Raw genomic sequence first — 13,623 nt, 5'->3', positions numbered from 1 at the left:
TCAGCTTCCTGACGACGACTTCGCAGCTGCCTTCTTCGTCGTGGTCGACTTGGAAGACGTGGACCTCGAGGTGGACTTGGTCGTCGACTTCCTCGCAGTGGTCTTGCGGGTGGTCGTCTTCCGCGTCGTCCTCTTCTTGGCCGGGCCCTTGGCCCTCTTCTCGGCCAGCAACTCCTGTGCGCGCTCGGGGGTGATGGCCTCGACCGAGTCGTCCCTGCGCAGGGTCGCGTTGGTCTCGCCGTCGGTGACGTAAGGGCCGAAACGGCCGTCCTTGACGACGATCGGACGCCCGGAGGTCGGGTCCTCGCCGAGCTCACGCAGCGGCGGCTTTGCGGCCGCGCGACCGCGTTGTTTGGGCTGGGCGTAGATGGCCTCGGCCTGCTCCAGAGTGATGGAGAAGATCTCCTCCTCGCTGCCCAGGGAGCGCGAGTCGGTGCCCTTCTTGAGGTACGGGCCGTAGCGTCCGTTCTGAGCGGTGATCTCGGTGCCGTCGGCGGCCGTGCCCACCACGCGTGGCAGGGAGAGCAGCTTGAGAGCATCGTCGAGGGTGACGGTCTCGAGATTCATCGACTTGAACAGGCTGGCGGTGCGCGGCTTCACCTTGCGCTTGGTGCGACGCTTCTTGCCGTCCTTGGTGGTCGTCTCGACGACCTCGGTGGCCTCGTCGTCGTCGAGCACCTCGGTGACGTAGGGACCGAAACGGCCATTGCGGGCCACGATCGGACGGTGGCTGTGCGGGTCCAGCCCGAGCTCGCGATCCTGACCGTTCGGGCTTGCCAGCAGCTCCTTGGCAGCCTTGATGGTGAGTTCGTCGGGGGGAAGGGCGTCGTCGACGTTGGCCCGGTTGCCCTCGGAGTCCTCGACGTAGGTGCCATAGCGACCCACCCGGACGACGACGGAGTCTCCGATCGGGAAGGTGCAGATGGACCGGGCGTCGATGTCCCCGAGCTCGGTGACGAGCTGGTGCAGTCCTTCGTGGCCCTCGGCGGGCGTCGGGACGTCACCGTCGTCGGACTTGGTCTGGCCGAAGTAGAAGGCCGAGAGCACCGCGACGCGGTCAGCGTTGCCGCGTGCAATCTGATCGAGGGTCTCCTCCATGTCGGCGGTGAACTGGTAGTCGACGAGGTTGGAGAAGTGTTCCTCGAGCAGCCTGGTGACGGCGAAGGCCAGCCAGGTCGGAACAAGGGCCGATCCCTTCTTGAAGACGTAGTCACGGCTGGTAATGGTTCGGATGATCGAGGCGTAGGTCGACGGACGGCCGATCTCCAGCTCCTCGAGTTTCGCCACCAGACTGGGCTCGGTGTAGCGGGCCGGCGGACGTGTGTCGTGACCGTTGGCCGTCACCTCGCGCGGATCCAGGTCCTGGCCCTGCGAGAGCTGGGGCAGGCGCTTCTGGGCGTCGTCGGAGGCTCCCTCGTCGACCGACTCGACGTAGGCGCGCAGGAAGCCGTGGAAGGTGATGGTGCGACCGGATGCCGTGAGGGTGGCAGTCCTGACGTGACCGTCGGCAACGCTGATCGGGGAGGACGGGGTGGCGCCGATCGTCACCGAGAGGGTCTCGCCCTTGGCGTCAGCCATCTGGGAGGCCAGGGTACGCATCCAGACGAGCTCGTAGAGCTTGAACCTGTCGCCGGTCAGGCCGGTCTCGGCCGGGGTGCGGAAGTGCTCGCCGGCGGGACGGATGGCCTCGTGGGCCTCCTGGGCGTTCTTGACCTTGGAGGCGTAGATGCGCGGCTTGTCCGGGACGTGGTCGGGACCGTAGAGCTCGGCGGCCTGGCTGCGGGCCGCACGGATGGCCTCCTGGGACAGGGCCACCGAGTCGGTACGCATGTAGGTGATGTAGCCGCCCTCGTAGAGCTCCTGGGCCACTGACATGGTGCGCTGGGAGGTGAAGCCGAGTTTGCGGCCGGCCTCCTGTTGCAGGGTCGTGGTGCGGAAAGGAGCGTACGGACGACGGGTGTACGGCTTGGACTCGACCTTGGTGACGGAGAACGAGGCCTTCTCCAGGGCCTTCGCGATGGTGGTCGCGGTGGCCTCGTCGAGGCGACGCGCCTTGGAGGTGAGGTCGCCGTGGGAGTCGAAGTCGCGTCCGGCAGCGATCTTGGTGTCGTCCAGGGCGACGAGACGAGCGTTGAACTCATCGGACTTGGCGGCCAGAACGGCCTCCATGTCCCAGTAATTGGCGCTGGTGAAGGCCATCCGCTCACGCTCACGGTCGACGACCAGACGGGTCGCCACCGACTGCACACGACCGGCGGACAGCCGCGGAAGCACTTTCTTCCACAGCACTGGGGAGACCTCGTAGCCGTAGAGACGGTCGAGAATGCGTCGGGTCTCCTGAGCGTCGACGAGGTCGGTGTCAAGTTCACGGGTGTTGGCGACGGCCTCGTTGATGGCCTTCTCGGTGATCTCGTTGAAGACCATCCGGCGCACCGGAACCTTGGGCTTGAGTTCGTCGAGCAGATGCCAGGCAATGGCCTCTCCCTCGCGGTCACCATCGGTGGCGAGCAGAAGTTCGTCGGACTCCTTGAGCAGGCCCTTGAGCTCACGGATCGTCGACCGCTTCTCCGGGGAGACGACGTAGATGGGGGTGAACTCGTCGTCAACATTGACGCCGGTGCGTGCCCAGGACTGACCCTTGTACTTGGCGGGCACCTCGGAGGCGCTGGTGGGCAGATCTCGCACGTGACCCTGGCTGGCTCGCACGGTGTACTTGGGCCCCAGGTACCCGGCAATCATCGTGGCCTTGTGGGGTGACTCGACGATGACGAGGCTCTTGGTCGGTGACATTCCTGCCTTCTCCGTTGACGTGATGTGGGCTGCCCCGAGGAGGACGGTCCGCGGCCCAATGTAGCGGCACCGTCGCCGGTGGTCGCGCGTCAACCGTAACAACAGCCGTCGCATCGAGCACCTCGAGTTCGCTCGCAACGAGAACACCCTGCCCCCGACGAGCCTGTTCGGCCAGCCTGTTTCGGGCTGGACGGCAGGAGGTCGGAGGCAGGGCGCGTTCACATCCTGTGAGAAGGCCTCAGGCCTGCTTGGTGAGCTTGATGTGCCACTCCTCCGGGCCCTCGGTGAGGTACTCGATGCCGAGCGATCCATTGATCTGCTCGAGCTGGCTCAGCAGGGGCAGCGGATTGTGTGGGGCGATGAGGACCATCGAGGCGCCCGGCTGTAGCTGGGCGAAGGCACCGATGACGGCACCGTGGCGGATGGCGTGTGGAATGGTGCGCACGTCGAGCTCGGGCAGTCCGGCATTGCTTTCACCACAGCTGCAGTGATGGGTCTCGGTGAGGGGGATCTCCTGGTGATCGGTCATCAGTTCTCCTTTTTGATGATTTACTCACCAAAAATAGCGCACCGAGGAACACCCCTGCCACCGGGGCTAGAGTGGTCATCGTCCACCGGTTCTGAAGGACTCAGGCAGCCTCGAGGATGCCGTGACGCAGGCACTCGCGGACCAGCGGGAGCACCTCGGCGAGGACGTCCTCATGGTCGACCTCGAGGATCGCCGAGACGGCGCCGGTGATCTGTCCCAGGGTGAGTTCCCCGTCGCAGGCTCCCAGCACCCCACCGGAGGCCGTCGTCATCTCCACGGCACGGCACAACCCTCGACGCTGACGCAGCACGATGTGCTCCGGATCGGTGGCCCCGGGGCGTCCGGTGGTCTCGTTGTCGACGTCAGAGGCAATACGCCAGCGCCGGGCCACCAGGTCCTCGTCACTCAGACGAGCCCAGGTGACGGCCTGGGCTCGCTGGGCCATCGTCCCTCCGATGGGTTGTGCGACCTGCCAGGGCCATTCCTCGAAGGACAGATCCGGCTCGTCGCGACCAGCCTTCGTCAGCGTGATCCAACCCAGGGAGACACCGGTGACGTCGAGGGTGTCGAAGTAGGACAGCCACTCGTCGTAGCGAGGACGCCATTGAGGGGATCCGTCGAGGCCGGCGTCAGTGAGCCACGTCTCGATGTATTCGCAGACGTCGAGGTGTTCCCGCTCGACAGCCCACAGGTCACAGCCAGTCCCCTCGACCCAGGTGGCCAGTCGCTCGGACCACGGCTGATCTCCGATGTGGGCCCAGTTGGCGAGAACCTGAAGCATGCCGCCGTCGTTGAGGCGGGCTGGGGCGCCACGGACGACGGCTTCCACCAGGCCGTCGCCGGAGAATCCGCCTTCTCGGTAGACCAGACGCTGACCGTCCGGGCTGGGAGGGGCCATGACGTATGGCGGATTGGTGACGATGAGGTCGAAAGTGTCATCTCCAGCAGGGTCGTAGAGGGACCCTTCCCGAATGTCCACGTCCGCATGGGAGAGACGGCACGTGAGTTCGGCCATCTGAAGGGCTCGTGGATTGATGTCAGTGGCAACGACACGGTCGGCGTGGCGAGACAGGTGCAGGGATTGCACGCCACATCCACAACCCATGTCCAGGGCGCTCCCGACATGGGTGGGAACGGCCATCTGGGTCAGGGACACCGATGCCGGCGAGACACCCAACACGTAGTTGGAGCGGGTTTTGGTAATGACCCTGTCCAAGCCCGGGGTGAGGTCGGAGACAGTCCAGCCGGAGCCGCCGTCGTCGGGAGAACCGTAGGGACGCAGGTCGACCAGGGCGCGGACCACCGACCCGTCGACGCTCACGATTCCTGCCTCGGCGAGGGTCTCCAGTGGCAGTGGCGAGAGCTGCTCGGCGGGGACCTGCTGTTGAAGCAGCCAGAGCCGGATGGCCCCAGCCAGCGGATCGGTGCGACCCACGAGGGCCCGGGCGGCCGGGGTGGTGGTGTTTCTCGTCAGTCCGAGCTGCCCGAGGTCCCCGATGGCGGCCATGACGGGGTCCGTGAGGAAGCCGATATCAATGAAGGTGTTCCGCAGCTGTTCGATCTCGTCGGCGGTGAGGTGTCTGCCCATGGTGGCAATCTTGGCGCGTGGCCGTTCCATCTGTCCCGTCGATACCCGACGGCAGGACTGTGTCACGACTGCTGGCCAGCCCCCAAGTGGTGCACGTCGATCATCGTGACGCTGCGTCTGGGCGCACCTGTGAGTGGCCGTCATGGCTGCCCGAGGATTGTCGCAAAGCCGTGGAGAAGGCCGGCATCTCACACCCGTGGGAGCATCAGGCGCTGCTCGCAGAGTTGGCGAAAGCCGGACACCACACCGCCATCTGCACCGCAACGGCATCTGGCAAGACCTTGGCCTACCTGTTGCCTATCATGGCGGCGACGGCGTCGACGACTCCGGTGCTGCCTGACCCGCCCACCCCGAATCTGTCGGCCTCCCTGCGCGATTCCCTGAAACGCAACAGCGCCTTGTATCTGGCCCCGACGAAGGCCCTGGCCCACGACCAGGACCGGATCTGCCGCGAAATCGGGCCGCGCAACTGGTTGGTTTCCACCCTCGACGGTGACTCCGACGACGCCGAGCGCCGATTCGCCCGGGAGCAGGCCCGGTACGTCCTCACCAATCCAGACATGCTGCACCACACAGTGCTGCCCTCCCACTCCCGGTGGGCCTCCCTGCTGGGAAGTCTGAGGTATGTCGTCATCGACGAGGCACATCGGTACCGCGGGGTCTTCGGGGCCCACGTGGCCCAGGTCATCCGTCGGCTTCGCAGGCTCTGCCGGATGCACGGGGCTGATCCGGTCTTCCTGCTGTCGAGTGCGACGTCGACGAATGCGGCTGAGGCCGGGGCGCGTCTGCTCGGGGTGGAGAAGGTCGATGTCGTCGACGAGGACTGCTCTCCTCATCCGGGACGCGACGTCGTGCTGTGGCAGCCGGCCGAGTCGGTGTCCAGTGACGCCACCGGATTGGTGGCGGACCTTGCCGACGCCGGGATGCAGACGATCTGTTTCGTCGCCTCGCGGTCGCTGGCAGAGGTCATCTCTGCCCACGCCCAGGACCGGGTGACCGGTGGGGCGCGGATCGCGTCCTATCGCGCCGGATACCTGCCCGAGGATCGTCGAGCCATCGAAGCCGGGTTGCAGAACGGATCCGTGCGAGCCGTGGTGGCGACGAACGCCCTGGAGCTGGGGGTGGACGTCTCGGGGATGGACGCCGTCGTCATCGCCGGATATCCCGGACGACTGTCGTCCCTGTGGCAGCAGGCCGGTCGCGCCGGCCGGTCCGGACGTGACGCCCTCGTCGTCCTCATGGCCCGAGAGAATCCGCTGGATCAGTACCTCTTCAACCACCCAGAACTGTTGTTCTCCTCGTCGGTGGAGTCGACGGTCCTGCATCCAGACAACCCTTATGTCCTCGGTCCGCATCTGGCTGCGGCTGCCCAGGAGGCCTACCTCTCCCCTGCCGACGAGGAGTTCTACGGGTCAGCCTTCGCCGGAATGTGCGAGATGTTGGCAGCCCAGAAGGTGCTGCGACGACGTGGGAATCGGCTGTTCTGGACCCGCCCGGGGCGAGCTGTCGACGCCATCGACCTGAGATCGGCAGCTGGCAAGGGGATTGACATCATCGATCGGTCCACCGGTCGAGTCATCGGGGTGGTCGACGAGGCCGCCGGGGATCGAACGGTTCATCCGGGAGCGGTGTACCTGCACCAGGGCGACCAGTGGTTGGTCGACGAGTATGACCCCGCCGAGCACCACGCCCTGGTGCACCAGGGTCTGCCGGGCTACTGGACCCAGCCACAATCGGCGTCAACGGTACGCATCATCCAGGAGGAGAAGCGCCGAGATTTTGGGCCGGGCTATGTGGCATGCGGGCAGGTGGAACTGACCGAACAGGTCGTCGGATATCTGCGTCGCGACGAGATCACCAATGACGTCTGGGACTCCACAGCCCTGGACATGCCCACCCACACCATGATCACCCAGGCGTGCTGGTGGGTCATCCCTGACGAGGTCGTCGACAAGCTGGGACTGGATGCGGTTCATCTGGCGGGGGCGGCTCATGGTTGCGAGCACACCGCGATCGGGCTGTTGCCGATGTTCTCGCCGTGCGATCGGTGGGATGTCGGCGGGGTGTCGACGGTCATGCTGCCCGATACCGGGGCGTGCACCATCGTCATCCACGATGGCCAGGCCGGTGGGGCTGGTTTCGCGCAGGCCGGTTTCGACAAGGCCGAGGAATGGTGGCATGCGACCGCTCTGCGGCTGGCCCAGTGTGAGTGCGAGTCGGGGTGTCCTGCCTGCGTCGTCTCGCCCAAGTGCGGTAACGCCAATCAGATGCTCGACAAGGCATCGGCGGCCGCGTTGACAGCGGAGATGGATCCGCTGGGAACCTGATCCCAGTTCAGACGTCGCCTGCCACCCCTGCAATACCTGTCGGATCGCTGGACGATGACCGCCGGTGCGGCGATGGAGTCATCCCCCAGGGTCTTCGACCCTTCCTTCGCATGAGCGAATTACCTACTGAGAATGGCACGCAGTGACGACGGTGATCCGCCCCAGCTCCATGACGAGGTCACGAATTACTGCGGTATCCGTGCACGATCACCTGGCTGATCATGACCCCGACGTTGGGGACGGATCACTGACGGTCTCGACGTCACACGTGTTCTTCCTTGCCAACCTCCTGTTTCCGGCTCACTCGATCGGGCCGGCTCGAGAGGTTTTCACCACCGTCGTGGGCATGCCAGGCAACTCCCATCCGCGGTGGGGCCTCATCCCCACATCGACGATGACGGTGAACCCCGTCGGTCCACCACGCACCTCACAAGCCATCAGCTGAGCTCCGTTCGCCCGCACCGTCTGATACGCGACCGGACATCCCGACTCGCCGAGGGCTTCAGCTCGTCCGGCCGCCAAGGAAGCCATGTCGGCCACCTCCTCAGCGCGATGACCGGCCGACCACCATCCCGTCACCAGGATGGACAGCCAGACCGCCGCGATGAATCCCACCCCGGCAGCCGCCAGTATCACGGTTCCCGAGCCTCGTTCCCGGCGCGCATCGCGACCACCGGACGAGCGGCGATGACACCACCTCCTCATGACTCCCCCGGTTCCATCGGCGAGCGCGCCTGACCGCGCAGATGAACCGGTCCGAGCCGTCCCAGGGACCGATTAACCTGGACCGTCACCTCAACCCAGCCACCCGAGGACCTGGTTGACACCTGCGCCCCGGTCGGGGCGTGTCTCTCGGCCTGACGTGCCGAGGCTGTGTCGCCACGAGCCACCTGGCGGGCCACCTGGGCAGCCGTCGTGCGACAGGCATCCTCGACGACCACCAGCCCCACCACCCAGCAGCTGGCCACCACGACCAGGGCTGCCGTGATGAGACTGACGGCCATCTCGACCGTCACCATTCCCCGCGACGCGTTCTGTCCGGATCGCCGCGAGGAGCGACCCGGCGTGGCGGACGCCCGTTGACGCCCACCACGACGAGTCAGCCTGATCACGGCAGCATGCCTCCGGCCTTGCCGATGATGCCGACGACCAGCTTGAGCAACTTAGTGAAGACCTCCTGGTGAGTGACGATCTTCAACATCACCAGGGCGAGGGCGACGGCAGCAAGAATGCCGACGGCATACTCTGCGGTGGCCATGCCGCGGTCGATGAGTTTGTTGCGGGCTGCTCGGTATCGTCCCCGAGCTGATGGTTCCACCGCAGCTTCGGTGGAACCAACCAGGTCGAGGGACCTCGCAGAGATGACGGGTTCAGTCGTTGGGTTCTTCTCAGACACTGTCGTCTCCTGTCTGTTCTTGCGGCCGGACCACTCCCGACCGAGGTGAGGCCCACGCCTCACAACTTCAGTTGTCGTCTGAACCCCCGAGATCCGTCACCTTTTTCATTTCTGTGGACAACCTCCGCACGGCCGTCTCAACCCCCTTGTGGATAACCACTTTTGCCATGGACGTGACGATGCCGGCCGCGCCCTCAGGCACGGCCGTCACCCCCGTCACAACACCCCGAGCACCATCCCGGCGATGATCGGCACCACCCCAACCAGCAGGAAGGCCGGAAGGTGACAGCAGACCAGCGGGCCGATGGCGTCGACGCCGGCCTTGCGTGCCTTCTTTCCCGCCTGCTCGGCCGCGGCGATCTGCAATTGCGCGGCGTGGGCCGACAACAGCTCACTGACGCCCTCGCCCGAATCAACGGCTCGTGAGACGTCCTGAGCCGGATCTCTCCACACCGGCGCCGAGGCGAGGACGCTCCAGGCCTTGGAATCCGGAACCCCAGCAGCCAGGGATGACGCCAACCGGCGCAAGTCCTCAGCACAGGGCCCGTCCAAGGATTCCGCCACCGTCGTCACCGCCGATCGCAAAGGCAGGCCGGCCTCCATCGCGCTGGAGAGCATCATGAGGGTTTCTGGTAGTTGGGCCGCCCGCCGCTGCTCCTCCCGCCGATGCGCAGAAGACTCCAGACGCCCAGATCCCCACCACACCATGGCTCCGGCAGCCCCGGCGACCACTACTGCCACCGGGAAGGGCCAGGAAACTGCGGCCATGACCCCGCACCCGGCCGCCAGGCCCGCCACGACCCGAACCTCGGGAGCGGGGGCACCGCTGCGAGGGGCAAGCCAGGCAGGGGAACGGTTGCGAGGTTTCGTTCGAGATTCCCCCGCTGGTAGGACGATCAGCCAGGCCGCCACTGCAGCCATCACCATCGCTGGAATCAGCGTTCCGCCCACATCGATGTCCGTCACGGCAGGGCCTCCCTCGCCACACGATCCGCCAGGGCCTCACTCCACAGCACCCCGACACAGGCCAGCAGGGTCGCACCCACCAGGCAGGCCCTCCCCAACCAGGTGGTCGTCAGGAAGACCGTCGGGCGTGCCCCGACGAGATGCCCCATGAGCAACCCGACGAAGGGCAGCAGGCCCATGATCCGTCCAGACGCCCTGGCCGCGGCGAGTTCGGAGTCCAAGGTGGCTTCCAGGCGAGCCCGCCGAGCGGTTCCTTCCGCCACTGACTTGGCAGCTGGAGCGAGTGGGGCACCCGTCGTCGCGGCCAACTGCCAGGCATGGGCCAGGGGCACCAAACCCGCCATTCCCGGTTGACGGGCGGTCGCGATGAGGGCGTCGGGAACGCTTCCTCCCACCGCTTGAGCCCTCTTGGCCCGGGCCAGCACCTCGACATCGTCAGCAACGTGGTCCAAGGCCATGGACGGGATCTCCCCGACCGACACTCGTCCTGCCAGGGCCCTCGTCGCGCGGGCCACTTCCTGTCCGCCTCTGAGGGACTGGGTTCGTCGTCGCTGCCTCCGCACGACGACGAACACCGTCCCTCCGACTGCAGTAGCCATGACGGCCCACACCACACCGCTGATGCCACACACCAACCCGACGGCCACAATCCCGGCCGGCACCACTGACCAGGCTGGCGGGCGTCGTCCCTCTTGCCGTCTCATGGGCGGCGGGACCACCACCCACACCGCCACACCCATGAGGGCTGCGGCCATCACGATCATCATGGGGCCACCTCCGTCCCCAACAGCTCGGACAATCTTCCGGCACCCGCACCGAGGCTCGTCGCACCATCCGCGTCCCATCGCACGGCTGGCAGCACAACTGCTCGACCGTCGACGTCAGTGAAGACGCCGATCTCAGCCACCCGTCGCCCTGACGATCCCCGCTCCAGGTGGATGACGGCATGCAGGGCCGCGGTGATCTGGGCCGAAGCCGCGTCTCGCGACAGGCCGCCTAGGGCGGCAAGGGCCTCCAGACGAGCTGGCACCTCGGCCACACCGTTGGCGTGCACCGTCCCGCATCCGCCCTCATGACCCGTGTTGAGAGCCATGAGAAGGTCCCGCAGTTCGGCACCTCGCACCTCTCCCAGGACGATCCGATCGGGCCTCATGCGCAGGCACTGACGCACCAGGTCCGTGAGGGTGACGGAACCCTTGCCCTCGGAATTGGCGGCCCGAGCCTCCATCGACACCCAGTGCGGGTGGTCTATCCAGATCTCCCGGGAATCCTCGACGATGACCAGCCGCTGATCCGCTGGCAGGCTCGTCAGCATTGCCGACAGCAGGGTCGTCTTGCCGGTTCCGGTGCCTCCAGTCACCAGGAAGGCCAGCTTGCGGATGAGGATCTCGTCGACGATCTGTCGGCACCCCGGGGTCATCGATCCCCAGGCCACCCAGTCGTCGAGGGACAGGTTGCGTCGCGACGGCACGCGCAGGCTGAGACAGGTTCCTGGTCGGGCCAGGACGTCGAGGACGGCATGAACTCGGGTGCCGTCAGGCAATCGGGCATCCACCCACGGGTTGCCGTCATCAAGACGACGTCCCACCGCAGCTGCCAAGCGCACCGCCAACGCCCGCACTTCCTCCGGTCCACTGAAGGTGACGTCGGTCAGTTCCAGCCCCTTGCCGCGGTCGATGAACACCTGATCCGGGCCGTTGACCAGGACATCCGTGACCCCATCGGTCACCAGGAGAGGCTCCAGACGGCCCGCCCCGGTACTGGTCCGACGCAGCTCCTCGACGACTGCCAACACCGTCTTGTCGGAGGCCACCTGACCGCAGTCGAGGATGGCGTGGGCGACGTCCATCGGCGTCCAGTCGCGGCCAAGGCCTGCCAGCCGGCGACGCACCTGCTCGACCAGCTGACGGTCTGGCTCGTTGCCGCTCATGCGCACATCACCACCTCAGCCAGCTCCTGGCACCGGCGACGCCAGCGTCGAGATGCCACCACCCACGGCGCCTCGGCGTCACCCTGCCCACGAATCAGACGGCGGTCATCCCTCACCACGACATCTGGTCGGACCCCCAGTACCGACTCGATGTCCTCGTCACGCATCGATCGCCCAGGGCCACGCCTGGCCACCAGCAGGTTGGGCAGGTCCTGGCCTCGCGCGGTCATGACAGACCTGAGATCGGCGGCGACCACACCGACCCTGACGTCAACCGACACCTCCGGGGCCGACATGTGTCCTGGATCCACCACGACGAGATCGTGATCCCCCGCCAGGGAATCCACCACGGCCCGGCGCGCTGCTGGAGGCACCTGGACGCCCACCCTTCCCGCGCTGACCACCTCGACGCCGTCAATCGATGGCAGGTGGGACCCCAGATCGGTCGTCACCCCGCGTGCCGAGGCCAACTCAGGCCACCGCCACCCGTCCGTCCTCTCGATACCCAACAACAGATCGACCCCGCCGGCATGAGGATCGAGTTCGACCAGCCCGACCTTCATCCCTGATCTCGCGAGAGCCCATGCCAGTCCAGCCGCCAGGGTGCTCACCCCGGTGCCGCCACCACTCGAGTCCACCTGCACCACGGTGGCCTTCGAGGTCGCAGCCATTTCGTCATGGAGGATCTCGGTGAGCACCTGGTTGGCCTGCGGCACGACGATGACGCTGGCCGACAGCCCCGCCGACCACCGTGCAGCCTCCTCGGCGTCGAAACCGACGACATGGATTCCCAGCCGAGACGACAGACCCCAGGCCATCACTGTCCCAGCCATGTCGGCACCCACGAGCAGGGGACCGTGGCGCGACCATACCCTCGCCACGGCGTCCCGATCTGCCACGACCTCGACGACCACCCCACCACTAGCCGCCACCGAGCCGACGACTTCGGACAACCGGCTGTCTCGACTCACCAAGGCCACGGAGTTGGCGTCCGGGGCAGCGTCCTCGACGGGCGGGCGCGGCGCCGTGTCCTGTCTTTCTCCAAGAATCCTCATACCTTCAGTTGTCGTCACAGGACGCGAAATCTGTCACCGAATCCTGGATCTGTGGAAAACCGTGGCGAACCGCCGAGGAACCCCTGTGGACAACCCGGTCTCAGCAGTTCCCCCTACAATCGGGCCCATGGCAGTCACCTCCACTCCGCGTTTCCCCAGCGGCACGCTCGAATGGCTGACTGCCGGGCGCCTGGAGCCGGGTAGTCGGGTCATCGTGTTGTGCCCGACTGTCACCTATTGCCGGGCCGTGGCCTCTCACGGGGTCGACGTGCTGGCCGTCCATCGCGACCCTGAGACGGCAGCAAAGCTCAACCGGACTCCCGGCGTCATGGCCGTCTGCGGATCGCCCGAGTCCTTACCGCTCAACCCCTGTAGCTTCGATGCCGTCCTAGTACATCAGCGATTCCACGAGCTCGCTCCCGGACTCGTGCTGCCCGAGGTCGCCCGCGTCCTGCGACCCGATAGCGTCCTCGGTGTCTCCTGGCTGGTGCGCGACGACACCGTCCCATGGGTCAAGAGGTTGGCAGCCCTGTTGCGCACTGTTGACGAAAGAGCCATGAGTGGCGATTACGGCACTGAATCGGTGCAGGAACTCGTCTCCAGCAAGTACTTCCCCGACGACGAACACACCACGAAGCGCCTCTGGGTTCCGGTCGATCGGGATTCCCTCATCGCCATGGCGTCCAACCTTCCTGCCGTCCAGGACCTCGACACCGACTCTCGCTCCGAGCTGCTGACCAAGGTCGCTGCCCTTGCTGACGATTCCGCCGGCATAAGTGGTCTGAGGCTGCCCTACCAGCTGGAATGCTGGCGGGCCTGGGTCGATCACGACGAGCTCACCACCCCCATCCGTCCTGACGACAACGGGCTCACCATCACCCTCTGACATCCACCTAGGACGTAACGACACCGTCAGTCCACGAAATGAACATCGATGGGTGACGTCACACCCACTTGGTACCCTTTTCAATGAGGTGTGCCGGGAAGTCTGGTCGGCGTGACCCTGTCCCCTATCCCCGCTGAGCCTGTGGCGCGGGTATGC

General features: G+C 66.1%; 12 protein-coding genes. 2 read left to right on the top strand and 10 right to left on the bottom strand.

Features of this window, described 5'->3' with window-relative positions; genetic code table 11:
* From topA to HMPREF9153_RS06235, 3 genes are all read right to left on the bottom strand, one after another.
* Complete coding sequence (gene topA, locus HMPREF9153_RS06245) at window positions 1-2,790, bottom strand: type I DNA topoisomerase (protein WP_004810389.1); 2,790 nt, start codon at window positions 2,788-2,790, stop codon at window positions 1-3.
* 238 nt (window positions 2,791-3,028) lie between these two features.
* Window positions 3,029-3,319, bottom strand: coding sequence for a DUF2249 domain-containing protein (locus HMPREF9153_RS06240; RefSeq protein WP_004810388.1), 291 nt, complete (start codon window positions 3,317-3,319; stop codon window positions 3,029-3,031).
* Window positions 3,320-3,419: 100 nt separating this feature from the next.
* Window positions 3,420-4,937, bottom strand: coding sequence for a methyltransferase (locus HMPREF9153_RS06235; RefSeq protein ID WP_004810387.1), 1,518 nt, complete (start codon window positions 4,935-4,937; stop codon window positions 3,420-3,422).
* Here HMPREF9153_RS06235 and HMPREF9153_RS06230 point away from each other — a divergent pair.
* Window positions 4,925-7,234 (top strand): DEAD/DEAH box helicase, encoded by a 2,310-nt coding sequence (locus tag HMPREF9153_RS06230; RefSeq protein ID WP_238993149.1) that lies wholly within the window; start codon window positions 4,925-4,927, stop codon window positions 7,232-7,234. The two genes, HMPREF9153_RS06235 and HMPREF9153_RS06230, sit on opposite strands and share 13 nt — an antisense overlap.
* Before the next feature lie 300 nt (window positions 7,235-7,534).
* On the opposite strand, the gene HMPREF9153_RS06225 is transcribed toward HMPREF9153_RS06230, so the two are convergent.
* From HMPREF9153_RS06225 to ssd, 7 genes are all read right to left on the bottom strand, one after another.
* Window positions 7,535-7,939 (bottom strand): Rv3654c family TadE-like protein, encoded by a 405-nt coding sequence (locus tag HMPREF9153_RS06225; protein ID WP_050796893.1) that lies wholly within the window; start codon window positions 7,937-7,939, stop codon window positions 7,535-7,537.
* Complete coding sequence (locus HMPREF9153_RS06220; protein ID WP_004810384.1) at window positions 7,936-8,253, bottom strand: TadE family type IV pilus minor pilin; 318 nt, start codon at window positions 8,251-8,253, stop codon at window positions 7,936-7,938. The genes HMPREF9153_RS06225 and HMPREF9153_RS06220 overlap by 4 nt, the downstream gene beginning before the upstream one ends.
* Before the next feature lie 89 nt (window positions 8,254-8,342).
* On the bottom strand, window positions 8,343-8,630 hold the full coding sequence (locus HMPREF9153_RS06215) for a DUF4244 domain-containing protein (protein WP_004810383.1): 288 nt from the start codon (window positions 8,628-8,630) through the stop codon (window positions 8,343-8,345).
* Between the two features lie 216 nt (window positions 8,631-8,846).
* Complete coding sequence (locus HMPREF9153_RS06210) at window positions 8,847-9,596, bottom strand: type II secretion system F family protein (protein ID WP_004810381.1); 750 nt, start codon at window positions 9,594-9,596, stop codon at window positions 8,847-8,849.
* Window positions 9,593-10,363 carry a type II secretion system F family protein gene (locus tag HMPREF9153_RS06205; RefSeq protein WP_004810380.1) on the bottom strand — a complete coding sequence of 257 codons (771 nt, stop codon included), beginning with the start codon at window positions 10,361-10,363 and terminating at the stop codon, window positions 9,593-9,595. Before HMPREF9153_RS06205 ends, HMPREF9153_RS06210 begins: the two co-directional genes overlap by 4 nt.
* Window positions 10,360-11,526 carry a TadA family conjugal transfer-associated ATPase gene (locus HMPREF9153_RS06200; protein ID WP_021108242.1) on the bottom strand — a complete coding sequence of 389 codons (1,167 nt, stop codon included), beginning with the start codon at window positions 11,524-11,526 and terminating at the stop codon, window positions 10,360-10,362. The genes HMPREF9153_RS06205 and HMPREF9153_RS06200 overlap by 4 nt, the downstream gene beginning before the upstream one ends.
* On the bottom strand, window positions 11,523-12,581 hold the full coding sequence (gene ssd, locus HMPREF9153_RS06195; RefSeq protein ID WP_004810378.1) for a septum site-determining protein Ssd: 1,059 nt from the start codon (window positions 12,579-12,581) through the stop codon (window positions 11,523-11,525). The genes HMPREF9153_RS06200 and ssd overlap by 4 nt, the downstream gene beginning before the upstream one ends.
* Window positions 12,582-12,852: 271 nt before the next feature.
* Between ssd and HMPREF9153_RS06190 the strand changes: the two genes are divergently transcribed.
* On the top strand, window positions 12,853-13,467 hold the full coding sequence (locus HMPREF9153_RS06190; protein ID WP_235044070.1) for a class I SAM-dependent methyltransferase: 615 nt from the start codon (window positions 12,853-12,855) through the stop codon (window positions 13,465-13,467).
* Window positions 13,468-13,623: the final 156 nt, after the last annotated feature.

The sequence above is a fragment of the Cutibacterium avidum ATCC 25577 genome, assembly GCF_000227295.1.
GTDB classification, from domain to species: domain Bacteria; phylum Actinomycetota; class Actinomycetes; order Propionibacteriales; family Propionibacteriaceae; genus Cutibacterium; species Cutibacterium avidum.
Note: the sequence above shows the minus strand (reverse complement) of the source record. Positions and strands in the feature narration are given on the sequence as shown.

Excerpts from the sequence above, each read along its gene's own strand:
- topA (WP_004810389.1), bottom strand. The coding sequence starts at position 2,790 with ATGTCACCGACCAAGAGCCTCGTCATCGTCGAGTCACCCCACAAGGCC.
- HMPREF9153_RS06240 (WP_004810388.1), bottom strand. The coding sequence starts at position 3,319 with ATGACCGATCACCAGGAGATCCCCCTCACCGAGACCCATCACTGCAGC.
- HMPREF9153_RS06235 (WP_004810387.1), bottom strand. The coding sequence starts at position 4,937 with ATGGAACGGCCACGCGCCAAGATTGCCACCATGGGCAGACACCTCACC.
- HMPREF9153_RS06225 (WP_050796893.1), bottom strand. The coding sequence starts at position 7,939 with ATGAGGAGGTGGTGTCATCGCCGCTCGTCCGGTGGTCGCGATGCGCGC.
- HMPREF9153_RS06220 (WP_004810384.1), bottom strand. The coding sequence starts at position 8,253 with ATGGTGACGGTCGAGATGGCCGTCAGTCTCATCACGGCAGCCCTGGTC.
- HMPREF9153_RS06205 (WP_004810380.1), bottom strand. The coding sequence starts at position 10,363 with ATGATGATCGTGATGGCCGCAGCCCTCATGGGTGTGGCGGTGTGGGTG.
- HMPREF9153_RS06200 (WP_021108242.1), bottom strand. The coding sequence starts at position 11,526 with ATGAGCGGCAACGAGCCAGACCGTCAGCTGGTCGAGCAGGTGCGTCGC.
- ssd (WP_004810378.1), bottom strand. The coding sequence starts at position 12,581 with ATGAGGATTCTTGGAGAAAGACAGGACACGGCGCCGCGCCCGCCCGTC.